The sequence below is a fragment of the Mesorhizobium sp. WSM4810 genome (assembly GCF_055811235.1).
Window position 1 is genome coordinate 171,726 of sequence record NZ_JBVVQV010000011.1, and the last position, 25,510, is coordinate 197,235.

32 protein-coding genes are annotated in these 25,510 nt (G+C 63.6%); 7 read left to right on the forward strand and 25 right to left on the reverse strand.

Going from position 1 to position 25,510, the window contains the following annotated elements; genetic code table 11:
- Nucleotides 1-224 precede the first annotated feature (224 nt).
- Entirely contained in the window at nucleotides 225-563 is a 339-nt protein-coding gene (locus tag AC0L3O_RS18015) for a hypothetical protein (protein WP_287052745.1), read from the forward strand.
- Nucleotides 564-841: 278 nt separating this feature from the next.
- Here AC0L3O_RS18015 and AC0L3O_RS18020 read toward each other — a convergent pair whose 3' ends face one another.
- The 11 genes from AC0L3O_RS18020 to AC0L3O_RS18070 all read right to left on the reverse strand — a co-directional run bounded on the left by AC0L3O_RS18020 (nucleotide 842) and on the right by AC0L3O_RS18070 (nucleotide 6,101).
- Nucleotides 842-1,093 carry a DUF2934 domain-containing protein gene (locus tag AC0L3O_RS18020; protein WP_473531257.1) on the reverse strand — a complete coding sequence of 84 codons (252 nt, stop codon included), beginning with the start codon at nucleotides 1,091-1,093 and terminating at the stop codon, nucleotides 842-844.
- A gap of 37 nt (nucleotides 1,094-1,130) precedes the next feature.
- Nucleotides 1,131-1,430: a hypothetical protein gene (locus AC0L3O_RS18025; RefSeq protein WP_473616215.1), complete on the reverse strand. Its 300-nt coding sequence runs from the start codon at nucleotides 1,428-1,430 to the stop codon at nucleotides 1,131-1,133.
- A gap of 104 nt (nucleotides 1,431-1,534) precedes the next feature.
- Nucleotides 1,535-1,834: a DUF1236 domain-containing protein gene (locus tag AC0L3O_RS18030; protein ID WP_287175828.1), complete on the reverse strand. Its 300-nt coding sequence runs from the start codon at nucleotides 1,832-1,834 to the stop codon at nucleotides 1,535-1,537.
- A gap of 315 nt (nucleotides 1,835-2,149) precedes the next feature.
- Nucleotides 2,150-2,473 carry a hypothetical protein gene (locus tag AC0L3O_RS18035; RefSeq protein ID WP_128247689.1) on the reverse strand — a complete coding sequence of 108 codons (324 nt, stop codon included), beginning with the start codon at nucleotides 2,471-2,473 and terminating at the stop codon, nucleotides 2,150-2,152.
- 693 nt (nucleotides 2,474-3,166) lie between these two features.
- Nucleotides 3,167-3,460 (reverse strand): hypothetical protein, encoded by a 294-nt coding sequence (locus tag AC0L3O_RS18040; protein ID WP_473616216.1) that lies wholly within the window; start codon nucleotides 3,458-3,460, stop codon nucleotides 3,167-3,169.
- A 269-nt stretch (nucleotides 3,461-3,729) separates the two neighbouring features.
- On the reverse strand, nucleotides 3,730-4,020 hold the full coding sequence (locus AC0L3O_RS18045) for a hypothetical protein (protein WP_473616217.1): 291 nt from the start codon (nucleotides 4,018-4,020) through the stop codon (nucleotides 3,730-3,732).
- A gap of 241 nt (nucleotides 4,021-4,261) precedes the next feature.
- Nucleotides 4,262-4,603 carry a hypothetical protein gene (locus AC0L3O_RS18050; RefSeq protein ID WP_473616219.1) on the reverse strand — a complete coding sequence of 114 codons (342 nt, stop codon included), beginning with the start codon at nucleotides 4,601-4,603 and terminating at the stop codon, nucleotides 4,262-4,264.
- On the reverse strand, nucleotides 4,582-4,818 hold the full coding sequence (locus AC0L3O_RS18055; RefSeq protein WP_051407780.1) for a hypothetical protein: 237 nt from the start codon (nucleotides 4,816-4,818) through the stop codon (nucleotides 4,582-4,584). Before AC0L3O_RS18055 ends, AC0L3O_RS18050 begins: the two co-directional genes overlap by 22 nt.
- On the reverse strand, nucleotides 4,803-5,063 hold the full coding sequence (locus AC0L3O_RS18060; protein WP_091599070.1) for a hypothetical protein: 261 nt from the start codon (nucleotides 5,061-5,063) through the stop codon (nucleotides 4,803-4,805). Before AC0L3O_RS18060 ends, AC0L3O_RS18055 begins: the two co-directional genes overlap by 16 nt.
- A gap of 1 nt (nucleotide 5,064) precedes the next feature.
- Nucleotides 5,065-5,283, reverse strand: coding sequence for a hypothetical protein (locus AC0L3O_RS18065; protein ID WP_023798600.1), 219 nt, complete (start codon nucleotides 5,281-5,283; stop codon nucleotides 5,065-5,067).
- On the reverse strand, nucleotides 5,280-6,101 hold the full coding sequence (locus tag AC0L3O_RS18070; RefSeq protein ID WP_473616220.1) for an N-acetylmuramidase family protein: 822 nt from the start codon (nucleotides 6,099-6,101) through the stop codon (nucleotides 5,280-5,282). The genes AC0L3O_RS18065 and AC0L3O_RS18070 overlap by 4 nt, the downstream gene beginning before the upstream one ends.
- A 136-nt stretch (nucleotides 6,102-6,237) precedes the next feature.
- Between AC0L3O_RS18070 and AC0L3O_RS18075 the strand changes: the two genes are divergently transcribed.
- From AC0L3O_RS18075 to AC0L3O_RS18085, 3 genes are all read left to right on the forward strand, one after another.
- A complete protein-coding gene (locus tag AC0L3O_RS18075; protein WP_473616221.1) occupies nucleotides 6,238-6,417 on the forward strand; it encodes a hypothetical protein in 180 nt (59 codons plus the stop codon).
- Nucleotides 6,418-6,537: 120 nt separating this feature from the next.
- Nucleotides 6,538-6,720, forward strand: a complete 183-nt coding sequence (locus tag AC0L3O_RS18080) for a hypothetical protein (protein ID WP_023798597.1) — start codon at nucleotides 6,538-6,540, stop codon at nucleotides 6,718-6,720.
- Nucleotides 6,721-7,279: 559 nt separating this feature from the next.
- Nucleotides 7,280-7,450, forward strand: coding sequence for a hypothetical protein (locus AC0L3O_RS18085; protein ID WP_023798595.1), 171 nt, complete (start codon nucleotides 7,280-7,282; stop codon nucleotides 7,448-7,450).
- Between the two features lie 88 nt (nucleotides 7,451-7,538).
- Here AC0L3O_RS18085 and AC0L3O_RS18090 read toward each other — a convergent pair whose 3' ends face one another.
- The 11 genes from AC0L3O_RS18090 to AC0L3O_RS18140 form a co-directional block, all read right to left on the reverse strand.
- Nucleotides 7,539-8,126: an acyltransferase gene (locus tag AC0L3O_RS18090; protein WP_287175839.1), complete on the reverse strand. Its 588-nt coding sequence runs from the start codon at nucleotides 8,124-8,126 to the stop codon at nucleotides 7,539-7,541.
- A gap of 252 nt (nucleotides 8,127-8,378) precedes the next feature.
- The gene (locus tag AC0L3O_RS18095; RefSeq protein WP_473616222.1) at nucleotides 8,379-11,561 is read right to left on the reverse strand and encodes an SGNH/GDSL hydrolase family protein; all 3,183 of its coding nucleotides are present in this window, start codon (nucleotides 11,559-11,561) and stop codon (nucleotides 8,379-8,381) included.
- Between the two features lie 393 nt (nucleotides 11,562-11,954).
- Complete coding sequence (locus AC0L3O_RS18100; RefSeq protein ID WP_287364012.1) at nucleotides 11,955-12,317, reverse strand: VanZ family protein; 363 nt, start codon at nucleotides 12,315-12,317, stop codon at nucleotides 11,955-11,957.
- A 308-nt stretch (nucleotides 12,318-12,625) separates the two neighbouring features.
- Nucleotides 12,626-13,483, reverse strand: a complete 858-nt coding sequence (locus tag AC0L3O_RS18105; RefSeq protein WP_287180445.1) for a hypothetical protein — start codon at nucleotides 13,481-13,483, stop codon at nucleotides 12,626-12,628.
- A complete protein-coding gene (locus AC0L3O_RS18110) occupies nucleotides 13,483-13,974 on the reverse strand; it encodes a hypothetical protein (protein WP_128169411.1) in 492 nt (163 codons plus the stop codon). The genes AC0L3O_RS18105 and AC0L3O_RS18110 overlap by 1 nt, the downstream gene beginning before the upstream one ends.
- A 2-nt stretch (nucleotides 13,975-13,976) precedes the next feature.
- Nucleotides 13,977-14,636: a hypothetical protein gene (locus AC0L3O_RS18115; protein WP_287364014.1), complete on the reverse strand. Its 660-nt coding sequence runs from the start codon at nucleotides 14,634-14,636 to the stop codon at nucleotides 13,977-13,979.
- Nucleotides 14,637-14,718: 82 nt separating this feature from the next.
- Nucleotides 14,719-17,175: a phage tail protein gene (locus AC0L3O_RS18120; RefSeq protein WP_473535997.1), complete on the reverse strand. Its 2,457-nt coding sequence runs from the start codon at nucleotides 17,173-17,175 to the stop codon at nucleotides 14,719-14,721.
- Nucleotides 17,175-17,777 carry a phage connector family protein gene (locus AC0L3O_RS18125; RefSeq protein WP_287229456.1) on the reverse strand — a complete coding sequence of 201 codons (603 nt, stop codon included), beginning with the start codon at nucleotides 17,775-17,777 and terminating at the stop codon, nucleotides 17,175-17,177. The genes AC0L3O_RS18120 and AC0L3O_RS18125 overlap by 1 nt, the downstream gene beginning before the upstream one ends.
- Before the next feature lie 398 nt (nucleotides 17,778-18,175).
- The gene (locus tag AC0L3O_RS18130; RefSeq protein ID WP_287180444.1) at nucleotides 18,176-18,487 is read right to left on the reverse strand and encodes a hypothetical protein; all 312 of its coding nucleotides are present in this window, start codon (nucleotides 18,485-18,487) and stop codon (nucleotides 18,176-18,178) included.
- A 114-nt stretch (nucleotides 18,488-18,601) separates the two neighbouring features.
- Nucleotides 18,602-19,591: a Coat protein gene (locus AC0L3O_RS18135; RefSeq protein ID WP_128175013.1), complete on the reverse strand. Its 990-nt coding sequence runs from the start codon at nucleotides 19,589-19,591 to the stop codon at nucleotides 18,602-18,604.
- Between the two features lie 80 nt (nucleotides 19,592-19,671).
- Nucleotides 19,672-20,580: a hypothetical protein gene (locus AC0L3O_RS18140; RefSeq protein WP_287229460.1), complete on the reverse strand. Its 909-nt coding sequence runs from the start codon at nucleotides 20,578-20,580 to the stop codon at nucleotides 19,672-19,674.
- A gap of 325 nt (nucleotides 20,581-20,905) precedes the next feature.
- Here AC0L3O_RS18140 and AC0L3O_RS18145 point away from each other — a divergent pair, with 325 nt between their 5' ends.
- The gene (locus tag AC0L3O_RS18145; protein WP_027154393.1) at nucleotides 20,906-21,220 is read left to right on the forward strand and encodes a YMGG-like glycine zipper-containing protein; all 315 of its coding nucleotides are present in this window, start codon (nucleotides 20,906-20,908) and stop codon (nucleotides 21,218-21,220) included.
- Nucleotides 21,221-21,461: 241 nt separating this feature from the next.
- Nucleotides 21,462-21,764 (forward strand): hypothetical protein, encoded by a 303-nt coding sequence (locus tag AC0L3O_RS18150; RefSeq protein ID WP_128175009.1) that lies wholly within the window; start codon nucleotides 21,462-21,464, stop codon nucleotides 21,762-21,764.
- A 21-nt stretch (nucleotides 21,765-21,785) separates the two neighbouring features.
- On the opposite strand, the gene AC0L3O_RS18155 is transcribed toward AC0L3O_RS18150, so the two are convergent.
- Both AC0L3O_RS18155 and AC0L3O_RS18160 read right to left on the reverse strand, forming a co-directional pair.
- The gene (locus AC0L3O_RS18155; protein WP_473616224.1) at nucleotides 21,786-22,109 is read right to left on the reverse strand and encodes a Bbp19 family protein; all 324 of its coding nucleotides are present in this window, start codon (nucleotides 22,107-22,109) and stop codon (nucleotides 21,786-21,788) included.
- The gene (locus AC0L3O_RS18160; protein WP_473616225.1) at nucleotides 22,106-23,830 is read right to left on the reverse strand and encodes a portal protein; all 1,725 of its coding nucleotides are present in this window, start codon (nucleotides 23,828-23,830) and stop codon (nucleotides 22,106-22,108) included. Before AC0L3O_RS18160 ends, AC0L3O_RS18155 begins: the two co-directional genes overlap by 4 nt.
- A 127-nt stretch (nucleotides 23,831-23,957) precedes the next feature.
- Here AC0L3O_RS18160 and AC0L3O_RS18165 point away from each other — a divergent pair, with 127 nt between their 5' ends.
- A complete protein-coding gene (locus tag AC0L3O_RS18165) occupies nucleotides 23,958-24,575 on the forward strand; it encodes a methyltransferase domain-containing protein (RefSeq protein ID WP_287364027.1) in 618 nt (205 codons plus the stop codon).
- 309 nt (nucleotides 24,576-24,884) lie between these two features.
- Here the strand turns inward: AC0L3O_RS18165 and AC0L3O_RS18170 are convergent, their stop codons facing one another.
- The gene (locus AC0L3O_RS18170; RefSeq protein ID WP_473616226.1) at nucleotides 24,885-25,499 is read right to left on the reverse strand and encodes a hypothetical protein; all 615 of its coding nucleotides are present in this window, start codon (nucleotides 25,497-25,499) and stop codon (nucleotides 24,885-24,887) included.
- Nucleotides 25,500-25,510: the final 11 nt, after the last annotated feature.

Genomic DNA, 25,510 nt, shown 5'->3' on the forward strand with positions numbered 1-25,510 from the left:
TTCAATAACGCGATAGGGCAAGTCATGTCAACGGCTCGCGGCCGGCACGTTTTGGGTTCCCGGCATCCCGGGCAAGATTGCCCTGCTGATCACGACGGCCCTGCTGATCACGACGGTTCGTCGCAGGCTGCAATTTTACGGGAACCTTCACCACGCCCGAGCGGTTTTTTCTATAGTCGCGATGCGGCGACGACCGAAAAAATGGAGACAAATGGAGGCAAACCATGCTTACGAAGTTACTCGCGGCGTCCGTGCTCGCCGCTGGTCTGGCCACTTCTGCGATGGCCCAGAGCACAGCCGACCCAGCCGACACAGAGGCTGGCATGGCTCCCGGCAGCGGTAGAAGCGTCGTCATCGACCCGGCCCCGACCGATCCGAACCTGGCCGAGCCGGATGCTGTCGATACCGGGATTACCGGTAGCATCATTGCGGGCCCCGACGGCACGAATTCCAATGCCGATCGGAACTGCCCGCCAAGCCCGCAGGGCGCGATGCCTGATGCCACGCACAAGGCTCCCGGCACCGTTTCACCGACGGTCAACGACAGGCACTGCGGCATGTAGCCGAGATCGATTTCGGGACCAGCGCTTCGGCCGCGGGACAGTGCTTCGTCCCGCGGCCGAAGCGTTATGTGCGAAACCTTTGATGGCAGAGCGAGGCGCCCCCCTCTGTCCTGCCGGACATCTCCCCCACTTGGGGGAGATTGGCTGTCATCACTGATTTCGCCAATCACAAAAGTCGCAAGAAGAGTGCCATCGTGGAAGCTGCCAATCTCCCCCTCGTGGGGGAGATGTCCGGCAGGACAGAGGGGGGCGCCGTAGAGCACCACATCAGATGGCGGCTAGCCCTTGCGCGGCCGGGCAGTCTTTGAACTGGTCACCTTGCCGGCCGCCGGCTCCTTCGGCCGAGCCGGCGCCTTCGGCCGAGCCGGCGCCTTTGGCCGAGCAGTCTTGGCTTTGGGTCCGCTTTCCCCACCGTCGATCTCGGCCGCGGCCTGGTCCCAGTGCTGCTGATGCGCGCCGTCGGGCCGGCCGGCCTGCTCCCAGATCGCGTGAGCCCGCCGGCGAATGCGTTCCTGCCTGTTATCAGTCACTGTTGCCTCCTCGGCTCAAATCGGTGAGCGACAACTTCTAGCTGAATTTTCGACCGGCGTCTTGGGGGCTTCGGCCCAGATCGGGTCGGCCAGAGTCGGGTCGGCCTGAGTCTGGTCGGCCTGAGTCTGGCCCGCCTAAATCGGACAGGACCGCGACCCCGAGGAGTGCCGCCTTTTTGGTGATCAGCCCCGCCAGATCCGCTTCCGAGCGCTCCGTTCCGGTTTGCTCACGCACGGCTGCAATCAACGCCTTCATCGACAACAGGGCAGAGCCCCGTTCGGCAAGCAGCTTGTCGACGGATGCGGCCACATCGCGTGATTCGACATGCGGCAACATGGAAATGGCTCCTTCCGTCCCGCCACGAAGACGATCGACAGCCGGCTGCCTGCCGGCGAGCCGCCGCTCTTCCCGCGTCTTCCCGGGAGAGCGGCGGGTGAAGGTCAGTCGATGACCTGCACGATCCTGCGGGTGCCGGGATCGACCAGCACGGTGCGACCGTCGACGACTACGTATCTGTATTCGACGTCGGGAACCTCGTGAAGTTCAACCGTGTCGGGCAACGTGGAACCGACGTTGAGTTCCACGCCCAAGAGGCTGATCGACGCCAGCGGGTGCCTCTCCACATATTGGCGGACGACCGTCTGCTGCTCGGGCGTGATAATCACCTGGTCTGCGGTGGCGACGCCGACACCGGCCAGCAAAGCCAGCCCGGCGGCGGCAGGAACAAGGTGGATTTTCATCGTCTTCTCCTGTCTGGTTTGCGGGCTCTGCTGTCCTCAGTCGGGACGACTCAGCCCAAAAGCCAACGTTTGACGAAACCGTCTTGTTCCGTAGAGCGCCGACTAATTGATCGCCGCGTTGGCTGGCAGTGGCCCGCGATCTTGGTCGCCCAAGCGCGCGGGCCGATCGGTTTTGCCCGATCAGCAGCGATACCGGAGGGGGGTGATATCGACTGCTTCGAAAACAACATTTAGTCATAACTAATGTTCCGCCCCCCAGCAAAAAAGCTGCCGGCGCAGGCACCGTCAGGTGCGAGACCGGCAAATGCTCTCAATCTATGGTTTCGGCGGCTGCGCCGGGACCTCGCCGGGCTTGAGCACCGGTGTCCTGCCTTGGTCTGGCGGCGGTGCGGCCATGCCCTGATCGCCGGTCGGCGGCGGCAGCAGCACGCCGTTGCAGGGTTCAAGCGTGTCGGTCAGGTTGTTGTTGTCACCGTTGTTGACGGGCGGCGGCGGCTGCTGCTGGCCGTTCTGCGGCTGCGCCTGGCAATGGCCGGCACGCGCCCGGTCTTGTGTCTGGTTATCCGTCTGGGCGGCAACCGGCGCCGCCAACACCAGTGCGCCGAGCAGCGTGATTGGCAGGAATGCGAAAGGTTTCATGTCGAACGCCTCCGCGCGAACGATCGCCTCCTTGCCAAAGCCGGTTGGCGGCGATTGGTTCCCGCCTGCAGCAAGCCGCCCGGCTCAATCGCGCCGGCGCGGCATGTTGGGGAATCGTTAATCAGCGATTGCTACTATAGCGGAATGACCAAGAACCTCGGAAACGCCGAAAGAAGCGCTCCAAAGGAGCCGGCAAGCAACTCCGCCCTGAGCCGGCTGGCGCCAGCCTTGTTTCCCCTGGCAGTCGTCGCACTTGGCTATCTCATCGGCTGGCAGTTCTTCGGCTTCTAGAGCGGGGCCTCTGGCCTGCAACCGCCAATCGCCAACGCTGGCGATTAGCCAAATCCCACCACGCCTTCGTCATCGCAGGGCAAGCAAGGAGCGAAGCGACGCGGCGCAGACCCTGGGATGACGAAGTGGAGGGGTGGTTTGGCTAATCCTAGAGGCCGTGGGACCTTAGCTGCCGGCCGGTGGCCGGCCAATCGCCAACGCTGGCGATTGGCCAAATCCCACCATGCCTTCGTCATCCTAGGGCAAGCAAGGAGCGACGCGGCGCAGACCCTGGGATCCATGCCGTTACGCCAGCCGAAGAATGCAGCGGCCCAGAACGGCGCTTGCATCCGCAACCCTGCTCGTTACGCTTCCGCGCCGCGTCGCTTCGCTCCTTGCTCCCCCTGGGAGAACGAAGACCCACTAGTCCGGGAAAAAGAACACCGGCTCCTCGCATCGATGGACCCGGCATTGACCGTCAAGCGTCCTGACATAGGCGGCGACAGGCACTTCGGGCCAGTCGCACTCATTGCCGTATTGGCGGACATATCGATCATAGGTGTTGCGGCCGGTGGTCAGGACGATCGCGCGCCGGCTCTGGATCAGCTGCTGCGCCTCGTCGCATGTCATGGTGCGCGCATCCGGCCGGCCGTAAGCCATGCTTGTGGCGGCGAGCAGGATCCCTGCGGCTGTCGCGACGATTGGGCGAGCTGGCATGGTAGATCCTCTCAAGGGTCGTGTCCAACGCGCACCTTCGCCCGTGGTTCCGCAACCTTCGGCTTTTAGCGCATCGGCCCACCTTGGTGGTCGCGCGAAGAGACGTCGCGGGAAGAGACCTTGGATCAGGCGTCGGCTGCTTCTAGCACCAATCTCCAACGCTGGCGATTAGCCATACGCTACTACACCTTCGTCATCCTGGGGCGAAGCAAGGAGCGGAGCGACGCGGCGCAGACCCTAGGTGTTTGATCCCGGACTTTAATGGCGCATCATCGCAATCCGAGAACCGGTTCCTCGCATCGATGGAGCCGACATTGACCGTCAAGCGTCCTGATGTAGGAGGTGACGGGCGCTTCGGGCCAGTCGCACTCATTGCCGTATTGGCGGACATATCGATCATAGGTGTTGCGGCCCGTGGACAGGACGACGGCGCGCCGGCTCTGGATCAGCTGCTGCGTCTGTTCGCATGTCATGGTGCGCGCATCCGGCCGGCCGTAAGCCATGCTTGTGGCGGCGAGCAGGATCGCTGCGGCTGTCGAGACGATTGGGCGAGCTGGCATGTAGATCCTCTCAAGGGTCGTGCCCAACGCGCACCTTCGCCAGTGGTTCCGCAACCTTCACCCGGGTCTCCCGCAAGAGGCTGTTGCTGCGGCGCAATAATGCATGTCGCGCAAAAGCATGCCCTCGGGCCTGAACCGAGGGTGTGCAGCGGTTTTGCAATAACGACATGCATAAAACAACAACCTAAAGCGCGTCGCATGCGGCCGGTCAAACGCGACGCGCTTTAAGACAGGCGCGATCTCACTCCTCCTTCTCGGGCTTGAACCGCCTGACCACCACTTCGAAGACGATGTCCGAGATCCACATCGCCGAGACGCCGATGAGGAACGCCGCGGCCAGCGTCGTGGTGTCGTCGTTGGCTGGAATCGCCAGGCCTGTGGCGCGGAAGTAATGCACCACCGGCAAGGTCAGGTAGGCCGCCGCCAGCGCGCCGCAGATCGGCGACGCCACCATCTCGCGAACCTTGTAGCGGTGGCGCGACAAGGCTCGCAAAATTCCGCCGGAAAGGCCGGCGACCACCACCGGCGCCTTGATGCCGAGCGCGTCGAGAAGTTCCTGTATCATGGCTTCCACCCGCACCATCTGGCGCCCTTGCCGTTGTAGGCATTGATTTCGTCGAGCTCCGGCCGCGTCATGGCGGCGACGACGGCGGCGGACGCACGACGCGGCTGGTTGTGGTCGCACCAGACCTGGCGCGCCGGCGAAACCGGCGTTGCGCACCCGGCGAGCAGCAGGCCGCCAAACAGCAGGCACTTGGGCAACAGGCACCCGAGCAGCAGCATCAGCGCTTTGACCATCGCATCGCCTCCCGCCGTGCGGCTTCGTCCGGCAGGTCGCGCGCCGCGCGTTCGGCATCGGTCGCCTCGCGGTCCATTTCGAGGCGCTCCTCGACGGCAACGAGTTTTTCTGCCGCTCGCCTGGCCGCATCCTTGTTGGCCCGACCGCCGGCGACAAACAGGCCGATGCCGCCGACGAGCGCGGCAAAAATCGCCAAGATCGTCGTGTTGCCGGCGAGCGCGCCCAGCATGGAAAGCACCCACATCTCAATTGCCCTCCACGGCAGGCTGGTTTCTGACAAGGCCGGCGACGCCGTCGCGCACGACATTGATCAGGATCTTGAGCAGGGCCAGCACCCCGGTGATTTTTAGCGCCAGGGCGGCGTCGATGCCGAACAGCGTCCAGTCGAAGCCGACCAGGCCGGTGAGCAGCAGGATCAGCACATTGATCAGATTGTGCGCGGCGTTGGTATTGAACCAGTTCATGGCTTTGCCTTTCGAAACCAGGAGGGGGCCTTTCGAAACAGGGAGAGGATTGCGGCGACCAACGGAGCCAGCACTGCGGCCCATAATCCGGACAACGATCCGGAAAACGGTCCGGAAAACGGTCCGCGCCGCACTCCGGCTTTGCCCGGCTCTGCCTTGGCGGGCGTGAAACCGTTCGGTTGCGGCGGCTGCGGGATCGGAACCGGCGCCGGAGGGGGCGGCGTGTCCCTGATCCCGGACCATTTGCGGAATGCCTCGGCAAGCCGGATATCGTAGGCGTTCTTCGCATAGGATGCGCCATTGTAGCCCTTGGCGAAGCCGGCCCAGTCATGCTTGCGCAATTTGCCGTCGAGCCGGTTGGCGGCGATGAAATTGACCGCCGCCGCCAGCTGCAGCGCCTCGTCCGCCATCATGGCTTCGACCATGGCCTGCACGGTGGGGAAGCCGGCCGCCCTGAAATTCTCGCCGAGCACCTGGCCGAGCCCCCATGACGCCGATCTGAGCGCCGCCGTCTCGTCGATGGCGCAGGCGGCTTTCAGGCGCGGATAGCTGTCGCGGGGATAAGGCTTTTCGCCCCATTTGGCATAGGCAAGGCCGGCCGCTACCGCCCTTGCCCGAGCCGCGCCCGCCAGATTGCGGTAAAACACATGCGGCTCGAACAGGATGACCGGCCGGTCCTGGGCGTCGAAGCCATGCCCGCTGGTTTCGACATCGAGAAAGGCGTGGATCTCGTCTTCGCCGACGCCGATGCTGGCGCCAAGTCTTGGCAGATCGAGATCGTCGAGGCGCCTGGCGGCGCCCTTGAACGTCATGTCCATGGTCTTGGTCCTTTCCCAGGTTGATGTTTGCAGGCGCCAGCTTGATGTTTGCAGGCGCCCGGTTGATGTTTGCAGGCGCCCGGTTGATGTTTGCAGGCGATTGTGTGAAATGGCCCCAAACTGTGGGGATTGGCCGATGTCGCAACACGAAGGAACGGCGCGCTGGACGGTGAAGGCCGAGCTCTGCGCGGTCGGCCGCGACAAGCCGCTGCTTGTGGCGCTGGCGGTGATCCTGTGCCTCTATTGCGGGCTGATAGCCGGGCCGATCGTCTATGCGTTCCTCGCCTTCCAGGGCATGGCGAATTCCTTCAACTGACGGCATTGACCAATTGAGAACAGCTCGATCCGTCTTGCCATCGGGATGGAAACCGCTTAGCCGGAATAAACTGCTCCCATGAACCGTCCATACCCCATGGGGATAGGTGCGGGAGGGCGCGTGACAATCAGGATCAGGCTTCCGGGCGGGACACTGAAGATCAAGAAAAAGGACGAGCTGCGCCGCCGCGAGCAGAAGCGCCAAGTCCCGGTCTGGCGGCTTGGAGACTATTTCATCGTCTGGTGGCCGAGCAGCATTTCGGATCGTCCGTCCGGACGCCCGCCAAAGGGAGTGGGTGAATAGTGAATAGTGAAGAAGGTGCTCTCACTCTACTCACCACTCACCACTCACTACTCACTACTCACTACTACCATTCACCATTCACCATTCACCCGCCCGGACCGTTCTTGGAACCGGTCCCGGAAAACAGCCGCAGAAAGAATCAACGATCAGCCCTTGACTCTTCCGCCACGGAAGCTCTCTAGGTCGCTGCATTGCACAACGGGGGTTGGGAGCAATGGCAGTGCGTATCAGGTTGCCGGGCGGCACCTTGAAGATGAAGGTATCGGGAGTTGCGCGAGCGTGAGCGCGCCCGCCACATCCCGGTTCTGAAGCTGGGCTCGCTGTATTTCAGCTGGTGGTCGAACCGGCCGCGTCCGTTGAACGACCAGCCCGACGACGATCCAAACCGATCTCAGGCAGCGCCTTGACGGCCCGAAAAAAGCCGTCCTCGGGCGGCTGCGCTTGAACCCTTCCGGTCAAGCCAGCAAACGCGCGCATCGGCGGTTGACTCTTCGGCTGGGGAAGTTCTCTAATTGCTGCATCGCACATCATCATTGAATTGCACAGCGGAGTTGAACCGATGGCCGTGCGCATCAAACTGCCGGGCGGCACCTTGAAGGTAAAAGTCTATCGCGAATTGCGGGGGCGCGAACGCGAGCGCCGCGTACCAGTCATGAAGGTGGGTTCGCTGTATTTTGTCTGGTGGTCGAACAGCCAGCCTCACAACAAGCCGCAAGACAGCCGTCATTAGCCCATTGCCATTCGCCCGCGCCTTGGCGCAAGCGAATGGTTGGCGCTCTATGATGGGACAACGCTCATTGATGAGCGAAGGCATCATTTCATTTCACCAGGTCGCGGTCCGGCCGCACCAAAGCGTCGGCCGGAACGTCCGACCGTACGATTGAGCCGGCTGAAATTATCGCCCGGTCGCCGATCGTGACACCCTTCATTATCATGGCACTGTTGCCGATCCAGACATCATCTCCGATTGTGATCGGTGCTGAGCGGATGCCTGGGTCGACGCGCGGGTGGCCTTCGCGAAAGATGGCCTGCATCTGCGCAAAACGCTTCTGCGGGTCCATGGGATGCGAGTTGGTATCGTGGATCGCCACCCCCCACGAGACGTGGACATGTTTGCCGATCTTGATCCCCACCGGATCCGATGACCAAATCGTCGAGCCTGGACCAAGGTAGAACCAGTCATCGATATTGATCCGACCCTCATGGGCAAAGACCTGCAGATGTCCGTCCAGATGGCTGTCCGCGCCGATTGAGACCCGGGACCTGTCGCCATGAATATTGAAGATCTCCGCCCCGGCACCGAACTTCGTGCGCGGCCCGATGACGGCATTCTCCCTTGCGGCGCCTGTGGCGATCCAAGACGAAAAGCGGCGGCGAACAGCGAGAATGGTGGAGAAGATACGCATTTGCGAACATCTGCCACACGCCACCATTTCAGTCTAGGCATCGAAGAGACCCCGACGCACCATTTGACGCAGGCATTCGGCGTCGTAGGTGGCATGGCGCCGGCTGCATTCGGATGCAGCTCGTCCGACATGTACAGTGTCGACGTGAGGTAGCCCATGCGCTCGATCTTGGTGCCGACAACGACCCACTCCTCGCCTTTCCGGAGTTTGGCTACCGTCTCACTCTTGTGCTGAATTGCCTGTGCCATTTGCCTATCCCCTCTCCGCGACATATTCGATGAAGCGCAAGGCGTTGCTGTCATGGCCGACGTCGTTGAAGTGAAGCCCCTCTTGATAGGCTCCAGCGTCGATATAATCGAAACCATCAATCGGGATCGTCAGCACGTTTCGTGACCGGTATGTCTGGCGGATAACGCCAAGCGCCGCGTCGTAAGTCCGCCCTCCAGTGTAGCTACCATCCCAGGCCGAAGACGGGCGCGTCGGCGGCATCGCAAGGATGCGAGGTGTGGCAGCTGCCTCCAGCGTATTAAGCACCGCAGTGATGTTCGTTGAAATCGTAGCCGGCGCGGTACCAAAACTGTCGTTGATGCCAAGCGCGAGTATCGGCACGATCTTGCCGCCAGCATAGCTCGCTTGGACGATTGCTGATGTAAGGCGCGCCATATTAAACGACGCGAAGGTATAGCTCCCATGCGCGGCGCGCAGTGAGCGCAGTCGAGGACGGGATCCCGACACCTTGATTCCAAGACGGATAAGCCCGGTTATTTCGACAGGGCCGCCTACCGCCGTCAGTGTGTAATTGCCGCTGGCAGCCTGCCCCGTCATCGACGGGCCGGAATATTGATCGAGCGCCAGAGCGCCGGCAGCATTGACGGTCTTGTACGCCGCGCCACCGTCGAAAGCGAAGGCAAGCGAACCTTGACCGGCGTCCCGGGTGTAGTGGACATCGACCTGTTCATAGGCTCCAGTGAACGCCAGGGACGCGCCATCCGCAAGGATGATGCTTTCGCCAAGTGGCCCGCGCGTTCCCGTCGAGACGGTTCCGCTGGTCGCAACGCCATAGAAGTCCGGCGTGTAGGTGGAGCTTGGCCGCAGCGCCGTCATGCCCGGTTCGTCATCGGCAATGCCGAGATTGGCAAACTGCGTCACCCGATTGAACCAGTGCGCCGGGCCGTTACTGGCCAGCGCCCAATGACCGATGCTGTCGCCGATCAGGCAGAGGACATCGTTGTTGGCGATATGCTCTGCCATCTTGGCGCGGAAGCCGTCATAGAGATTGAACAGCGACGGGCGAGCCGGAACGAAGAACCGCCGGCCGCCGACGAACGGCTTTCCTGGTCCCCAAAAACCGTCGCCTGACTTAGGCATGGCCGTCAGCGCGAAGCTGCCGGGCGGCACATACGGGTTTGGATGGGCAGCAGCGGCCGAGGCAAAGATTGCGGTCGCGTCAACGACGCCATTCGGGTCGGCGTCCGCCAGCAGGTTCATGCCGGGGTTCTGTGTGCCGCCTGTCAGAGCCCGCGCAGCGTCGGCGATGAGGCCAGTTTTGATCGTGAACGCAACCTCATAGCGGTGCAGGGTCGATGATGCCACAATAGCGCCGTTCGACAGCACGCCAGACCTGATCCATCCGGGGATGCCTTGCGGGTTGACGCTGTTCTGAAACTTGTAGCCGCCGCCGCTGATTGCCGGATACTGCCCCGCTGCAATCGGTATGCTGAGGGGGATTTCGCTCACACCATTGGCCAACGTGATCTGATGCGTGCTGATCACGTTGACGGTTAGATCGCCATTGTACTGGATGACGTGAATGTTGGCCGTGCCAGCCCCGCTGGCACCGACATCGATTTCCGTGATGTAACCATCGGCCGGCGCTGGCGTTTGCATGACGACGCTGTAATTCGCCGGGGTATTCGTGCCGGTGTTGACCAGGTTCGGCCAGCCGACCACCTGCTCAGTGCCGACGATGTCGACCAGATCGTTTGCGGTGTCGTAGGCAGCGCGCGCCTTTGTGCCGACTTCGCCCGTGAAAGTGGCTTTCCATTGCGGACCATTGAAAAAGTCAACGGTCTTGGCTGTGTTCGACGTGGGAACCGTCGCCGTGAACCACTTGCTTTCGCCGTTCGGAATGGCCCCCGCCGTGTAATACCACGTGCCGGCTCCTGTCCGTTGCAGGCCCATGACGCTGCCGGCCGGCTTCAGGATCGAGAGACCCGAGTTGACGGAAGACGGGCCGGCAACGACAGGGATGGTTTGTTCAGAGACGAGAGTTAACGTGCCATCGCCCTCGACCTGGGCAATGACGATACGGATTGTTCCTGCCCCGGCACCGAAGCCGAGTTCCAGGCTCGAAAGAAACTCATCGACAGCCGACAGTGAGCCCGGCCAATAATAGACGCTGGTATTGGTAACAGCCGTGCCGCCGACGGAGCCCGTGATCAGGACCGGCCCAACCGTCCGCGACCCGATCAAGGCGACAACTTCCGCTGCCGAAGCGCGAACGCCTGTGTCGACCGCAACAGGCCCGGCCGCCACGATGTACATTCCCATGATGCCGGCGCCGACTTCGGTCCAGAAGTATTCACCAACCTCAACATTCCGGGCGAGGACCGCCGAAGCGCTGGCCCCGGCAAGACCAGCAGACGCCGCAAAACTGAAAGCTGGCGCGACCGTGTAGGAACCGGGTGCCGTGATCAGGATCATCGTCACAGCACCGCCGGCGACGATGAAGCGTCCTGCGGCACCAGAACCGGCGCCGCCGGTAAACGCCAGATCGAACGTGCCGTTCGTGCCGCCGGCGCCGCCGACCAGGGCACTGAAGCCAGCCACGCCGAAGCCGATCGCGGCTACGATCGTCGGGAAGATGCCCTTGCCATACAGCGACGCGTCGCGTGCCGCCTGGGCGCCGGCCAGGTTGGCCGCCGTGGAAGCGACATCGGCGGCGGTCTGTCCGGCATTGGCAGCGGAGGTGGACGCGCTGGCGGCGGCCTGGCCGGCGCTGGCCTCGGTGGCATGCTTCAGCACCTGCGTTTCATCGCGCAGCGTCACCACCGCACCGACCACCTGCGAAATATCGGGCGGCACGAACGGGGCAATGGTGATGGCGTCGCTGCCCACCACCGGCTCGTCGGCGCTGAATTCAAACACCCGGCCGGCATTGATTGTCCCAACCTGGGTGTGGACCGTCGTTCCTTTCTGCAAGGTGCGGGCGGTGCGGGCGTCGGCGGCGCGGAACCATTCGCCTTCGCTCACCGTGTAGATGCCGTTCTGCGTCGGGTCGGCCTGGTCCTTGACCAGCACGCGGTCGCCGACCTCAGCCGGCACGCCGTCGATGGTCTGCAGGCGATGGAGCAGGATGCTTGCCGTGGTCGCCAGGCGCACGGGTTCGCGTTCGCCGGTCAGAAGTCGAACGGCGGCAGTTGCGGGTCGGGCCATCAGGCTTGCTCCATAAAATAAGCCCCGCGAAGCGAGGCTCGACAGTGCTATGATTCCAGCGCGGCGGGACGCGCCGCCTATGGCACATCGGCGACTAGCCGCCGCGGGTGCGGAGCAGACCCTGAGATCCATTCCGTGACATCGGAGCGCTGCTGCGGTGCAGAACCTTTGATCGCGGAGGGACAGCGCCCGCCCCCTCTGTCCTGCCGGACATCTCCCCCACAAGGAGGGAGATTGGCCTTCATCACTGATTTCGCCAACCACCAGCCTTGCAAAAAAGACGCTGTCCGCGAAGCTGCCGATCTCCCCCCAAGTGGGGGAGATGTCCGGCAGGACAGAGGGGGGCGCGCAGGATCGCTACGGAGCGCTTTTATCCTGAACCGCCGCAGCGACCTACGGCAATCCGCCGACGCGCTTGCCAACGCGCCTGCTTGTCCCGGCGATTGTCAGTCCCAACGCCATGCCGGCGCAGTCGGCAACCCAGTCGAGCCCATCCAGGTCGCGCCCGATCAGTTGCGCGCCCTGAAGCACCTCGATCGCCGCGCCGGTAAAGGCGAGAAGAACAATCAGCCTTGTCCTGTGTCCCGGCCAGCCGAGGCTTCCCAGGGCCGCCAGCACGGCGAAGGCGATGGCGTGCTGCAGCTTGTCGTCGTGAAGCGTGACGGCCGTGCCGAGATCCGGCAAGAACCGCGCCGGCAGAAGCGTGAGCAGGAGAACGCCGGCCAACGTGATCGGAAAAACGATCCTTGCCAGCATCGGAAAAGAATCTAGGCGCAACAAGGTAAGGTCAGTCCTTCATCTGAGAAGCCTGGATGGGCGAGGTGGATTTGCCAATGATCGCATCAGCGCTTGGGAATTTCAAATCCAGAACCACAAGTCTGTGTTGTAAGAAAGGCCGCCGTCGCTCTTATCGCCCTGGAAACGACCCCATGCCTGTGAGGGGCTTTAGGTTCCAATAAAAAAGCCCACTAACATGAAGCAGCCATTAAAGATGCCGGTGGGGCTGACGGCAACGCAACAGCCCAGGTGACGAGAAGAACCTGGCCAGGTCGCCGGTGCCGACATCAGTTTTGCGTCGCCGAGACGCCAGCCAGCCGGGCGAGCGCAACCCTGTCGTCGGGCGTCAGATCAGCAAGGCGGTCGTCGCCCGAAGCGGGCCCATTCGGGTTTTCCGCCGACAGATCAGTGCCATCAGCGCCTGTGGTTTCACCGCCACCGGCCTGCGCGGCCGGCGCAGTACCCAGCATTTCGGCAGCGCGCTTCGGGTCCTTGGCGAGCATCGCGTGGGCGAGCGCCTTTGCCGTGTTGCTGCGCCAGCCGGTTTCTGCCAGCTGCCGGGCGACCGGGCTGCCCATCTTGGCGATGAAGTCGAACCCGCTCTGCCTGATCGCCTCGAACGTCGCGGTGTCGTCCGGGTCGCTCCGCGCGATGGCATTGAGCTCCGCAGCCTGCGCCTTGGACCATTCGGCCTGCTCATAGTCCTGGCGGCGCGCATATTGCTGTGCGGCCATGCGCGCCGACCCGGCCAATCTCATCGCCTCTTTTTGCCTGATGAACCTGGCGCGTTCACTTTCCGGCATTTTTGGCACGGTGCTGTCGAAAATCTTGTCGAACAGGCCGGGCTTGACGACACCGTTGCGTGCCTGGCCATACATGGCGTCGTGCAGGCCGCGGCCGTCGGCCGGCGCATTCTGGATCGCTTCTTTCTCGGCCTGGGCAATCTGCCCGTTCAGCTCGCGGCCGATGACCTCGGCGTCGAACGCATCCTGCTGCTGCTTCTGCTGCCGGAAACGCTCGGCGACGGCCGAGAGTTCGTCGCCAAAGCCCTGCATCGCGGCGCCGACCGGCGAGCTGTCGGGATAGGAAACCACGCTGCCGCTGTCGAGCCGGCGCTGGGCGAGCTGGAGGGGGATGGTCGCCATCAGTAAAGCCCTCCGCCGGGCGCCGGCGGAAAGGCGCTGTTGCCGAACGTCACCGCTTTCTTCGGGTCGTACAGTCCGGAAAGGCCGGACACGAGATTGCCGCCGGCCCTGAAGATCGAGGCAGCCGCCGCCTGCCTGCCGGAAAAGCGCGAGATCGCGGCCTGCGTGGCGAAATTGTTCTGGCGCAGCTGCGAGCCGTACTGGATCGCCTTGATGTCGAGCTGGCCCTGCCTTGCATTGGCGGCGTGCACCTCGCTCGGTGAGCCTGACAGGGCGACGCCCGAGGCGCCGGCCCGGGCGCGCGCCTGCGACAGCAACAGATCCTGCTTGTGGCGCTCCTGGTCCTGCTCGAAGGCGGCGGCTTGCGCGTCGGCCTGCGCCTGCTGCTCATAGGCTCGGGCCTGGTAGTCGGCCATCTGCCGCGACTGCTGGCCTTCGACCAACGCGCCGCCGACCGAGAGAGCCGTGCCGATAAGGGCAAGCGTGCACATGGTCAGCCGCGGCCTCGGCCACGCAGCGAATATCGACCCGCGATGCCTCCGACCGGCGCGCCAAGCGGCGGTCGTGGGTCGAGCGCGCCGCCGGGGCTGAGCAGCGACAAAAGCAGTCTGTCGGCCTGGATCGCTGCCGCGCTGAGACGAGCCGGAGCTGTCGCTCGCGGCCCGGTCACGGCGGCGCGCCGGACGGCGGTCGGGTTGATTTTCAGGTTGGCGACGCCGGCGGCGTCGAGCTGGCTGTTGACGGTGGCGACGGCACCGCGCAAGGTATCGGCGTCGAACAATTGCTGGCGCAGCTGCTCGACCAGCCAGTGGGCCATGCGCCAGCGCTCGTCGAGGGAAGCGGCGTTTGCCCTGATCTCGTCGGCAAGTGCTGCGATGTCGACGCAGTCTTCGCTTTGCGCGGCGGCACGGCGCTCGTTCGCCGCCTCACGGGTTTTTTCCAGCAGCGCAACGACGGCGTTGGCCTCGGAGAGCGCAATGCGCGCCGCCACCAGGTCGCCACGGCCGAACATCGCACGACCCTTGGCCTTTTCCAGTTCCTGTTTGCGGGCGGCAGCAGTTTTGAGGTCGCTGTCGAGCAAGGCGATGACGGCAGCAAAATCGGCAGCCGTCCGCGCCCTGCCGAGAGCTTCGGCATGCGGGGATGGGGTCATCGAAGCGGGGTCCTTTTAAGGGAGTGATGGAAGGGCTGAGCGCGCAATCTCCCCCCTCGAGGGGGGAGATCGGCAGTTTGAACTACGCCTCACTGTCGAACACCGGCGTGAACGCGCGGATGGTGCACGGTGTCGGGTTGGTATGGCGGATTCTCACCCGCCCCTGCCCTTCCCAACTATCGTCGATCGGCACTTCCACATTCCCGGTGAACAGGTTGGCCGAACTGTCAGGGGTCACGACAGAGGGAATACGAACCGGCTCCCACCGCCCACGCTGCATGGAAGTAATCTCCAGCCCGGTCGTATCCGTCTCGAACAGCGACAGAATGACCTTGGCGACTTTCTTGCGCCGCCCAACGATCGAGCCATCCCTGCCGCCGACATCGAGTTCCAGCGTGTCGGCGCCCGCCTCATACGGCAGGCCCACCTGCCATTTGGCGGCAGTCGCACCACCAGGCAAGGAAACCGCCCCAGTAGCCACGACAAGGCCCTTGTAGACCACGCCATCCGCCAGGGCATCGACCGTCTCGCCGTTGAGATGATCGAGCCCTGTGACCGTTCCTGTAGCCACACCGCTGTAGGTCAGACCGCTATCGACCTCAAATGCGTCGGCAATCTCGCCATATTCGAACGGCGCCGACTTGATTTCGATAGTACGCCTGGTGGCGCCGCCGATGGTGCGCTTGACGATCAGCCACAGATCGTCATTGCCGTCCTGCCCCGGCGTCACCACGGCGCTCTCGACCACTCCCCATGCTGAATCTGAGAACGCGGAACTGGAGAAATACCCGGCGATGCGATGCCGGTGCATGCCGCGGACTTCCTGCGAAGGCTGGTGCGTGTATCCCCCCAACTCGCCATTATCGAGCGGGAACCACAGCAGCGGGTCGGGATCGGTCTGGAATGCCAGTTCGACGACACCCTGCTTCGGGATATGCTCGGAAACCTGCCCGACATCCTCCGAGGTGAATTTGCCGGTCGCGCTCTGGGTCAGTTCTGCAATCGATTTGCGCGACCTGGTGACGAACAGGAACGATTGCCCGGCATCGACAGGGCGCAGCGGCGCGCAGCCAAAGGTGCGGGAGCGGCGGTTCTTGAACGATGACGGCGTCAGCGCTTCGTCGATGCCCGAGCCCGACAGCGCCCGGATTCCGCCAAGGGTGCCAATGATCAGCGCCCCGTCGGATTCCGCAATCCAGGTGATATCGTTGGCCTGGCCGCCGCCGGCCTGGACGAATTCAAGCGCGTCGTCGTCCTTTTCGCCGGTGGCGAAATTCTCGAAATCGCCGGTTGCCGAGGCATAGACGGAAAATTTTCGGCTGAAGGCCAGGCGCTCCTCGTACAGCGAACCGCTCTGGACATATTTGCCGGGAACGAAGGTGCCGAGGCGCCAGCGGGCGATCGGGCTGAGATTGGGCAGCGCATGCCCATACAGCCTGACCTTGACCACGGTCGCGCTGCTGCGGCTGGTGATGCGCGCCCAGCGCCAGACGGCGTCCGAGCCGAGCAAGCGAATGGTCCGGCCGACATCGCTGGTCTGGAAGCCGGTGCCGTCATTGATGCCGACGATCGAGGATGCCGTGAGATCGAATGGCGTCTGTGTATCGCCATCCTCGTGCCAGCCCATCTCGGCTATGTCCATGTTGTCGTCGCCTTCGGATCCGTTGAGCACTATCCGATAGGACTGATAGGCGGTCTCGTTCTGGAACTCATAAAACCGCACCTCGCCGCGCGACCAGCCGGTTTCCGCCGTCCGGCTATCAAGCGAGATCCAGTTGGTGCCATCGAAGCCCTGGAAATCCCATGACACCGGTGCTCTGGAGCCGCCGTTCGCCCTAGTCTGTATCCAGTAACCGTCGCACACCTTTGTCGCGGTGCCTGCAAAATCATAGGACACGTCGCCGGTGGTCGTACCGAACGTTATGACTGTCTTGTTGTCACGGTCGAACGCGAGATATGCGGTGCCGGCGCTGGATGCAGCGGTGCCGGTTGGCAGCGTATTGCTGGTCATCGCCGGATGAACGGCGCCTGTCTCGGCCGGCGTCAGCGTGGTCGCGCTTGTGTTGATGTCGTCATAGGGGCCGTCGAGAAAGACGAACTCGGCCAGCGTCCATGCGGTGTGCGCCGTGCGGGTGAGAACCTGCGGCAGGTGGTTTTTGTGGGTGATCCACATCTGGTCGGCGGACTGGACGAATTGCAGGTCGAACAGGTCAGCCTCCAGGTATGGCGTCACCACTTCAACCACCCCGACGCGGGCGCCATAGGCATGGACGCGGATGTAGAGATCGCCGAATTCGAGCGCATAGGCCTGGTCCGCCGAGAAGATGAACGGGATCAGCCGCGTCGCTTTGGAAGAATCCCTCACCTCGGCGCAGAAATAGGTGCCGCCGCGCTTCCGGATGCCACCATGGGGAAGCGTCAAAAAGTTTTCGCAGCGGGAGAGCGCGGCCCTGTATAGGTCGAGCGAGGCGCGAGCGTGCAATCGCGGTGAGATTTCGCCACGGACGAAGGTGTCCTGGATGGGATAGAGCATCGTCATCAGGCGCGCCGGAACCGGTTGTCGCCGCGCTGGACCGCCCAGGACGACGTTGAAAACCTGCCGCCACGTTGGATGGCGTTGGCGTGGAACGCCGCGTCCAGCGCCACGCTATAGGCACCGCGGGCGATGTCGATCATGCCCGCCTTGTGGGTCAGCGGATGCGCGATCTTGACGGCAAGCGCTGCAACCAGCACTTCGGTGAACGTCGCGTCCCAGTCGTTCGGATCGGTGAGGTTGGCGATATAGCGGATGATCAGCGGGCTCGATTGGTCGGAATAGATCAAGCCGGCTTCCTGGCGCCACGCGATCGGCACGCCATCCGGCTCGCCATTGTGGGTCAGCGGCAAAGGCCGCAGGCAATCCACGGGCAATTCATAGGCAAAGTTCAGCGTGCCCGCGCCACTGCCGGTATCGGACCCGGCGACGGCGGCCGCCAGGATTGCGAACACCCAGGCATGTTTCATCAGCTCCGCCTCGCGGGTCAGGTCGAAATGCAGGTTGAGCAGGCGGGCCGGTTTGACATCCTGATCAAGGCTGTCGACCGGCGCCTCGTCGAGGACGCCAAGCGCCATGTTGGCAATGTCGAGCGGGGTGACGGCCATGGTTTTAGGCCTCCGTCTGTTTGGATCGGGAAAAGCAGGCATGGTGGGGTGGATTGTGGGGAAGGTCGCGTTCCATCGCGCCCCCTCTGCCCTGCCGGGCATCTCCCCCACGAGGGCGGAGATTGGATGTCGCGTTGGCTTTCGCCAATCGCCAATGTTGAAGAAAGGGCGTTGTCGGTGAAGCTGCCGATCTCCCCACGAGGGGGAAATTGGATGTCGCGTTGGCTTTCGCCAATCGCCAACGTTGAAGAAAGGGCGTTGTCGGTGAAGCTGCCGATCTCCCCCCAAGTGGGGGAGATGTCCGGCAGGACAGAGGGGGGCGCGACGGACGCGACCGCTGGAAAACTGGTGGGCGTTCCCAACATCGCCGCGCAACGCGGCGATGACATCCTGCGGCGTCAGCCGAAGTGTGCGCTCGCCGGCCGCCCGCGCGACTTGGCAAAGGCGCTTGCTGGCAATTTTTCGGCAGCTCTCGCCATCGCCAAACCCCGCTCAAGCGCATCCTCGAGGCTTGTCGTGTAGTAGGCGGTGTTTTCCAGGCCGCTGAAGAAGTTGATGCGGTGAAGCTCGCCCTTTTTGCTTATGACAATGCCGGCTTTTCGAAGCACATCCTGAACTGCCTTGTAGGTCATATCCATGGTTACCCTCCATTGCAAAGACAAGGCAGCATCGCCCGCTTGTGTAACCGTTTGGTGGCGGCGATTGATCAATGTGCAACAACAACAATTCTGGGGCAGCACAGCGCGTGAATTGGGATTAGCCACATCGGCCGACCTGGCGCCCAGAAGAGCGGGACTCTGACGCCCCGCCCTCGCCTTGCTTCATCAGGCCTCGGTCGTCTTCAGCGCAATGAACGTCATGTGCTTGACGCTCGACGCCGTGCGGTCCCAGTTCGCCGCCAGCGCCAACTCGGCATCGGTGGCGAATTCGCCGGCCGTCGACGCGTCGAGGAAGCGGGTGCCGGGCACATGCGGGACGAAATGCCGGCGGGCGACCATTTCGGTGACGCCGCCGCCATGGCCCTGGCGCGGCTTGCGGTCGAACTCCAGCGGCCCGCCCTCGGTATTGACCGGCAGCTCGTTCCACAGGATTGCCTTGTCCTTGAACATGAACGCCGTGTAGACGCCCGCGGCGACCGGGATGTCGTCGTCGATGACGGCCCGCAGCCCCATATAATAGGGGATCAGCGGCCCGCCCTGCTCGGACGGCGGCACATAGTCGATGAGGTCGGCGAGCTTCAGCGCCTTCATCTGCTTGGAATGCATCCAGATCGTCTTGAACTTGTCGGCGCGGTCGCCCATCAGATAGGCGGCCTCGATGATGTCGGTGTCGACGATGGAGGCGCCGGTGATGCGGACGAGGTCGCCGGCATCATTGGCGAGGTTGTCGGCCACCACCCCTTTCAGGATGCCGAGCAGCGTCAGCTTGTTGGCGCGCTGCCAGTAGTCGGTCTGGCGGCGCACGATCAGCTTCTGCGGGTCGTCGCCGGCCAGGATCGAGGTCAGGTCCGGAATGCCCCACGCCTGGGCGCGGACATTGCGGGCGGCGACCTCGCGGCGCGCGCCGATCTTCTTCATCTCGATCGAGTCGGCCGGATCGTCGTTGACCGGCTCGGACGGATCGTTGCCGAGATCCTTCCAGCCTGGCATGTCGACGGAACGCCCGCCCATGGAGAGCTTCGAGGCGATGGCCGGGTCGGAAAACAGGATCCCGGCCTGGTAGATCTCGAGCGACTGGACGTGCTCCTCGAACGAGTATTGCGCATAGACGGACGGAACGATCGCGTCCGCGATGCGGGTATAGGCGTCTGCCATTTTTTTCTTTCCTTCAGTTTGATTGACGGCTGCGCCCCCTCAGGCCGGATGAGGGGGCATCCGGATGCGGTTGCCCTATTTCAAAGGGGGTTGTTCGGTATCCATAGATCGGGGTTTTCGCCGGCCTCGCGTGCCAGCCGCCGGGCGCGAACGGGGTCGCTTCTGACGAGGGCCGAGATATCGGTCAGGTTGCGTTCGCCGGCGGCGTTGCGCTTGAACGGATTGCCTCCGCTCAAGGCCGCGCCGCCGTCGATCGTGTCTTCCCTGAACATCGCCTCGCCGACCGCGTGGAACGCCTTGGCGATCTGCGGATCGGTCAAGGCGCCGTCAGGCAGGAGGATGCCCTTCGCCTTGTAGGCATCGACCAGCCCGAGCTTCTTCATCGCCCGGTTGGCGACCTCCAATCTCCTACGAAAGCCGTCGCTGTCGGTCGGTCCCCAGTCCCGGACCAGGTCGTCGTGAGTGGCCTCGACCGAACGGGCAAGGGCGATCTGCTGCGCCTTGGCCTGTTCGGCCATGTAGCCGACGAAGCGGTCGTGATAGGCCTGCGCCACCTTCGGCGTGGCGCCGGCCTCGACCGCCCACGCCTTGGACGCGTTGGCGAGCTCGTCCGAATAGGCGAAGTTTTCGGGGAGCCCGTCGGGGCGCCTGTACTCGACCTTGTCGGGCGATGTCAGCGGGCGCATCGCCTCAGGCAGCCGGGCATGGAACCTGTCCCAGTCTTCCGCCGCTGCGTCCGCTGCCGGAATGCGCAGGCTTTCGCCCTGCTGCCGTTCCAACTCGGCATAGGATGTGAGAACCCGGTCGAGGCTTTCAGGCTTGGTCCAGCCCTTGGTTTCAGCGAGCTTGCGGTTGCCTTCGGAGAGACCGTCAAACCAGCTCTTGCCGGCCGGCGGGGCGGACCCGTTGTCCCCGGCGGCCGGTGGCCCTGCAAGGTTGCCCGCCGGTGGCGACGCCACCACGGACCCGGCGTCTGCCAGATCTGTCATGAGAAAGATTCCTTCTTGTTGTTTGCAAATGGAAACGAGCACTGGCCAGTTCAGCCGGGCGTGTTATTGGATTGTTGGGGGATCGGCTGGACCCGGCGGAATCGTTGCGGCCGCAGCCTGATTCTTTTCGACAGAACCTGGCCCTATCGTCTTGTTCGAATACGATCTTTCAGAACCGGAGGCACGCACCGTCAAGACGAAAGAAACCATGTCGCATTTCGTGACAAGCGGTGCCGCGGTTCCGCCGCAATGCAACCGCACTTGGCAAACACTTGGCAAAACCAGCCAGTGTATTAGTTCATAGGCTTCAACGGAGTATCAGACGATGACCATGTACAAAGCCATTGCCGCCCTGCTTGTGACTGCCGCGCTGGCAGGATGTGCACAGACCGAAGGCCAGCAAAGAGCCACCACGGGGGCCCTGGTCGGCGGCGCTGGCGGCGCTCTCGTCGGTCAGGCCCTGGGCCGCGACACCAAGAGCACGGTCATCGGCGCAGCCAGCGGCGCCCTGCTGGGGGCGGTCGTCGGCAGCGCGACGACGCCACAGCGGCGCGGCGAACAGCTTTGCCGCTATCAGGACCGCTACGGCCGCATCTACACCGCCCGTTGCGACGACCGCTACTACCGCGGCGATTATTGATAGCCCGTTCTCCCCGTCACTATACGGGGAGAAGGTCCCGGCAGGGGGATGAGGGGCAGCGCAGAATTCTGAGATGCTGGCGCCGCCCCTCACCTGCCTGCCGGCATCCTCTCCCCGTAGAACGGGGAGAGGGGCGCAGTTTCAGCGTCGGCGCAGTCTACCCGATGGTTTTGATCCTTACCCTCAGCGCGTTTAGACGCTATCGTCTGCTATCCAAAGGGGGCGATCGATGCGATTTTTGATGACTTCGCTGCTGGTTGTTTGTTCAGTTTCCGCACACGCCAGACAGGCTGTCAGTGTTGAGCGGATCGGCGATTGCCTGGTCTTGCCGGTGGCCGCTGTAGACAATCACGTCAAAGCCACTTTCGAGGTGACGTTGAACAAGGTCGGCAAGGTCAAGTCGGTTACCGTTGTATCTTATGATCCACATTCGGAGGCGGCGGCGGAAGCCGCCCAGCAACTTTTGAAATCGGTCCAGAAGTGTTGGCCGCCAGGTGTCAAAACCAGCCCGATGCGGATCACCGTAGATTTGAGCAAGACTTAACCATAAGGCAGTTTCATCACCCTACCGCCCCTCCAGCCGCGCCGCCTTCTCCAGCGCCGCCAGTTGCGCTTCGTCCAGTGTCAAAAACCCCATGATGTGCTGCACCACTTCGGCGCGCGCGTTGCTCAGCGCGCTGTGCAGTTCGAAGCCGTTCGGCGTCCTGGTCTTGGCCATCCACTCGCCATAGGACGGGCGGCGGTAATAGCCGGTCGCCGCCGTCAGGTCGGCCAGCACCATCTCGCCGTCCTGGCCTGAGAACACCCTGAGATAGGCCCTGGTCAGCGCATCCTGCGCCTTGGCCGGGCCGCCGGCCTGGCGCGAATGGGCGAAGCGTTTGCCGCTCATGCGCTGCCCTCGCCGCCCTGCGGCATCAGCCCGCTGAGACTGTCGAGCAGGCCGCTGTCGCGCGCCTGGACCGCCGCCGGCACCGCATCCCTGGCAACCTTGCCGGCGGCGGCGATCGCCGCCATGCCGGCCTGCGCTTGTTGCGCCCTGGCTCGGGCATCGCGAATATCAGCCACCTCGTCCTGGCGGCGAAAGATGCGCTGCGGGCTGCGGCCGGCGCTCTGCACGATTTTTAGCGCCTCGTCGCCGTCGATATTGTCCATCACGCCGGGGTCGAACTGCGCCATCTGCATGGCCGTGGTCACCACCTGGATGGTGTCGCGCGCCTCGGCCGAGCGGCGCAGCACGTCGAGCGGGCCGGTGAAGGTCGGCCGCACCGCCTTGCCGGCAAGGCTCGCCGGCGGCAGGAAGCGGCTGTCTTCCTCATACAATCCCTTGTCCTCGAGGATACCGAGCTCGCGGTCGAGATTGGCGGCAAAGCCGGCCTGGATGATCGAGCCGGAGGGCCCGAGCAGCGCGCCCTTCTCCTCCTGCCGGATCAAGGCTTCGGTGGCCGTCATCTGCGGGTTCTGCACCAGCGTCTGGAACAGGTTGACGAACATCATGTCGCGGATCTCCTCGGCCCGGCTTTCCGCGTAGCCGAATGCATGGGTCGGGTTCTGGCCCACAGCGATCGGCGCAATAAGCGGCCGGCCATTGTCGTCGATCAGGCCGGGATAGTTCTCGCCGGGATTGAGCACCGGCACATAGTCGAGCCGCGCTTTCGACGCGGTCGCCGGATCGGTGATCTGCTGCAGCGCCCTGAGGCCCGAGCGGCGCACGGCATTTTCCTCGCGCACCGTGGTCAGCGCCTCGATGGTCGGCGAGATGCCATAGGGGTCGCCCTCATGGCGGCGCCAGTTGAAGCAGGACACTGGGAAGGAGCGGAAACCGCTCTCCCTGACGATGACCTCCTCGTCCTCGACGACGTGATAGGAGGCGAAGGCCGTGTCGAGATACTGGTAGGTGCCGGAGAGCCGGTACATCTTGCGCTCGTCGCGCGGCTGGATGCACTGGATCAGCGAGATCCTGGTCTCGCATTTGGCCGGGTCGTCGACCAGCATCTTGATCCGCGCCGGCAGCTTGTCATAACCGAGCAGCTGCGCCGCCTGCCGTGCCGTGCGCTCATAGCGGCGGTGGAAAATGTCGACCTGGCCCCAGCGGTTGCGGCAGAGATAGCCCTCGACCACCGGGATCGAGGCATAGCGGATCAGCGTGCCGCCAAAGCCCTCCTCGGCGTAGAGATAGGCTGGGCCATAGCGCACGACGTTGCGCAGGCAGGCCTGCGTCGCCGGCACGAAATTCGAATTGGCCGAATAGCGCAGCGCAAACAGGAAATCGCGAAGCGCCTCCGCCCATTCCTTCTCCTCCTCGCTCTCCTCGTCATTCACGGCGGCGGTCGACAGCCCGTGCCATTTCTCCGACTGCGGAATGATCAGGCTTTCCAGCCCCGCAGCCAGCCGGTTGGCGGCCGAGTTGATGGTGTTGGCGTAGACACGGGCGCCGCGCCGCTGCTGCCGCTCGGCCTGCGGTTCCGCGCCCCGGCGCCCACTCCAGACATCGGGCGCGTCGGGGTCGCAGAATTCCGACACCGCCTCCCAGACAGCCTCATACTGGCTGCGCTCGCTCTCCAGTTCCGCCTGTCGCGACAGGATATCGTGGGCACGGGAATCGCTCGCCATGGCATTTCCTTGTTCTGATGTATCAGCTTGTTCGAAGCCCAGATATTGCCAAGGCCAGGTCGAATTTTGTTCGCTTTTGCGATGTTCAAGGGGCGCGGGGCGGCGACTCAAGGAGATCGATTTGATAATGACGGAAAGCCTACCCGGCGCCCTGAAGCGGCGAAGCAAGCAGGTTGCAAAGCGGCTGATCGGCTACGATTCCCGCAACTGGCTGCGCATCAGGCAGATCGAGGCGTTCACCGCGTTTCTTGAGGCCGACGGCCGCAAATCCTCAGACGTGATCGAGATCTCGCCCGGCTGGAACCGCCACTGGAAGACGATTTGCTCCAACTATACATCGGTCGATTTCCCTGATTTCGACATCTGCAAGGACCGCACCGACCGGCAATATTCCGTCGTCATCGCCGACCAGGTGCTGGAGCATGTGCAGCGCCCGTTTGCCGCGGCACAGAATATCCACGCCATGACCCGGCCGGGCGGCTGGGCGATGGTGGCGACGCCGTTCCTGTTCAGGGTGCATGCCAGGCCGCACGACTACAACCGCTGGACCGCCGCCGGCCTCAAGCAGGTCCTGGTCGAGGGCGCCTTCCCCCAGGCAAACATTGAAGTGTTCAGCTGGGGCAACAAAGCCTGCGCAAAAGCCCATATCGGCGGCCCGGTGCGCGCCTACGGCCTATGGCGCGACCTCAGCAACGACGAGGAATATCCGCTGATGGTCTGGGCCTTCGCGCGCAAGCCGGGGTGAGAGCGCGCAGAGTTCGACGTCGGTGCTTGAATACCCCCCTCTGTCCTGCCGGACATCTCCCCCTCATAGGGGGAGATTGGATGTCACCTCGGCTTTCGCCAACCACCAACGCTGGAAGGCCGGCGGGACGCAGAAGCTGCCAATCTCCCCCCTTGAGGGGGAGATGTCCGGCAGGACAGAGGGGGGTGCTGCCAGGCGCTACCCTTGTCGCCACGTCACACCCCCAGCAGCACGCGGCGCTGGCCGCTGAGTTCACTCGGCGACAGATCGGTCTTGACCGTGCCGGCGGTGCCCTGGCGCTGCTCGAGCTCAGCCCGGAGCGCTGCTTCGCGCGCCTGCACGTCCTTGTCGGCAATGGTCGGTGTCGGTGGCAGCGGCTTCAGCGCCGGCGGCTTTTGAAAAAGGCACATGGTTCCAGCTTTCTCCAAAGTAAGGCGACCCAAAGTCAGACGACCCAAAGTCAGACGACCTTGTCCAGTCGTAGAGCAAAAAATCTTCGCCGTTCTTGCCATAGCCCGGCAGGCGGCAGCGTTGCGTGGCGCCCAGCCGGGCCAGCCAGCGCAGCGCCAGTTCATTGGTGGCCAGCGCCCGGGCCTCGACCCGCCAGGCGCCGTGCGCGGCAACCTGCGGACCGAGCACGGCGTGAAAGAACGCCGTGATCCCAGGCACGCAGCGCCTCATGCGGCGCGTGCCCCAGCTCCAGGCGATCCATAGGCCGCCGCGCTGCTCGGCGGCGCCAAAGCCGGCCTCCGGATTGCCGTTCAGCTCGGCGACATAGGCAAACCCCTGCAGCGCGGTCAGCGCCAGCAGCGCCGGCGACCATTCGTCGAACTGGCAGTCGATCTCCGTCCGGTCCTCGGGCCGCAGGTTGGCGGCGATGTAGGAGAGGTCGCGCAGCGTAGCGCTGACAATGCGAACGGTCATCGGCGGCGTCC

Excerpts from the sequence above, each read along its gene's own strand:
- AC0L3O_RS18015 (WP_287052745.1), top strand. The coding sequence starts at position 225 with ATGCTTACGAAGTTACTCGCGGCGTCCGTGCTCGCCGCTGGTCTGGCC.
- AC0L3O_RS18025 (WP_473616215.1), bottom strand. The coding sequence starts at position 1,430 with ATGTTGCCGCATGTCGAATCACGCGATGTGGCCGCATCCGTCGACAAG.
- AC0L3O_RS18030 (WP_287175828.1), bottom strand. The coding sequence starts at position 1,834 with ATGAAAATCCACCTTGTTCCTGCCGCCGCCGGGCTGGCTTTGCTGGCC.
- AC0L3O_RS18035 (WP_128247689.1), bottom strand. The coding sequence starts at position 2,473 with ATGAAACCTTTCGCATTCCTGCCAATCACGCTGCTCGGCGCACTGGTG.
- AC0L3O_RS18040 (WP_473616216.1), bottom strand. The coding sequence starts at position 3,460 with ATGCCAGCTCGCCCAATCGTCGCGACAGCCGCAGGGATCCTGCTCGCC.
- AC0L3O_RS18045 (WP_473616217.1), bottom strand. The coding sequence starts at position 4,020 with ATGCCAGCTCGCCCAATCGTCTCGACAGCCGCAGCGATCCTGCTCGCC.
- AC0L3O_RS18050 (WP_473616219.1), bottom strand. The coding sequence starts at position 4,603 with ATGGTGCGGGTGGAAGCCATGATACAGGAACTTCTCGACGCGCTCGGC.
- AC0L3O_RS18055 (WP_051407780.1), bottom strand. The coding sequence starts at position 4,818 with ATGGTCAAAGCGCTGATGCTGCTGCTCGGGTGCCTGTTGCCCAAGTGC.
- AC0L3O_RS18060 (WP_091599070.1), bottom strand. The coding sequence starts at position 5,063 with ATGTGGGTGCTTTCCATGCTGGGCGCGCTCGCCGGCAACACGACGATC.
- AC0L3O_RS18065 (WP_023798600.1), bottom strand. The coding sequence starts at position 5,283 with ATGAACTGGTTCAATACCAACGCCGCGCACAATCTGATCAATGTGCTG.
- AC0L3O_RS18070 (WP_473616220.1), bottom strand. The coding sequence starts at position 6,101 with ATGGACATGACGTTCAAGGGCGCCGCCAGGCGCCTCGACGATCTCGAT.
- AC0L3O_RS18075 (WP_473616221.1), top strand. The coding sequence starts at position 6,238 with ATGTCGCAACACGAAGGAACGGCGCGCTGGACGGTGAAGGCCGAGCTC.
- AC0L3O_RS18085 (WP_023798595.1), top strand. The coding sequence starts at position 7,280 with ATGGCCGTGCGCATCAAACTGCCGGGCGGCACCTTGAAGGTAAAAGTC.
- AC0L3O_RS18090 (WP_287175839.1), bottom strand. The coding sequence starts at position 8,126 with ATGCGTATCTTCTCCACCATTCTCGCTGTTCGCCGCCGCTTTTCGTCT.
- AC0L3O_RS18095 (WP_473616222.1), bottom strand. The coding sequence starts at position 11,561 with ATGGCCCGACCCGCAACTGCCGCCGTTCGACTTCTGACCGGCGAACGC.
- AC0L3O_RS18100 (WP_287364012.1), bottom strand. The coding sequence starts at position 12,317 with ATGCTGGCAAGGATCGTTTTTCCGATCACGTTGGCCGGCGTTCTCCTG.
- AC0L3O_RS18105 (WP_287180445.1), bottom strand. The coding sequence starts at position 13,483 with ATGGCGACCATCCCCCTCCAGCTCGCCCAGCGCCGGCTCGACAGCGGC.
- AC0L3O_RS18110 (WP_128169411.1), bottom strand. The coding sequence starts at position 13,974 with ATGTGCACGCTTGCCCTTATCGGCACGGCTCTCTCGGTCGGCGGCGCG.
- AC0L3O_RS18115 (WP_287364014.1), bottom strand. The coding sequence starts at position 14,636 with ATGACCCCATCCCCGCATGCCGAAGCTCTCGGCAGGGCGCGGACGGCT.
- AC0L3O_RS18120 (WP_473535997.1), bottom strand. The coding sequence starts at position 17,175 with ATGACGATGCTCTATCCCATCCAGGACACCTTCGTCCGTGGCGAAATC.
- AC0L3O_RS18125 (WP_287229456.1), bottom strand. The coding sequence starts at position 17,777 with ATGGCCGTCACCCCGCTCGACATTGCCAACATGGCGCTTGGCGTCCTC.
- AC0L3O_RS18135 (WP_128175013.1), bottom strand. The coding sequence starts at position 19,591 with ATGGCAGACGCCTATACCCGCATCGCGGACGCGATCGTTCCGTCCGTC.
- AC0L3O_RS18140 (WP_287229460.1), bottom strand. The coding sequence starts at position 20,580 with ATGACAGATCTGGCAGACGCCGGGTCCGTGGTGGCGTCGCCACCGGCG.
- AC0L3O_RS18145 (WP_027154393.1), top strand. The coding sequence starts at position 20,906 with ATGACCATGTACAAAGCCATTGCCGCCCTGCTTGTGACTGCCGCGCTG.
- AC0L3O_RS18150 (WP_128175009.1), top strand. The coding sequence starts at position 21,462 with ATGACTTCGCTGCTGGTTGTTTGTTCAGTTTCCGCACACGCCAGACAG.
- AC0L3O_RS18155 (WP_473616224.1), bottom strand. The coding sequence starts at position 22,109 with ATGAGCGGCAAACGCTTCGCCCATTCGCGCCAGGCCGGCGGCCCGGCC.
- AC0L3O_RS18160 (WP_473616225.1), bottom strand. The coding sequence starts at position 23,830 with ATGGCGAGCGATTCCCGTGCCCACGATATCCTGTCGCGACAGGCGGAA.
- AC0L3O_RS18165 (WP_287364027.1), top strand. The coding sequence starts at position 23,958 with ATGACGGAAAGCCTACCCGGCGCCCTGAAGCGGCGAAGCAAGCAGGTT.
- AC0L3O_RS18170 (WP_473616226.1), bottom strand. The coding sequence starts at position 25,499 with ATGACCGTTCGCATTGTCAGCGCTACGCTGCGCGACCTCTCCTACATC.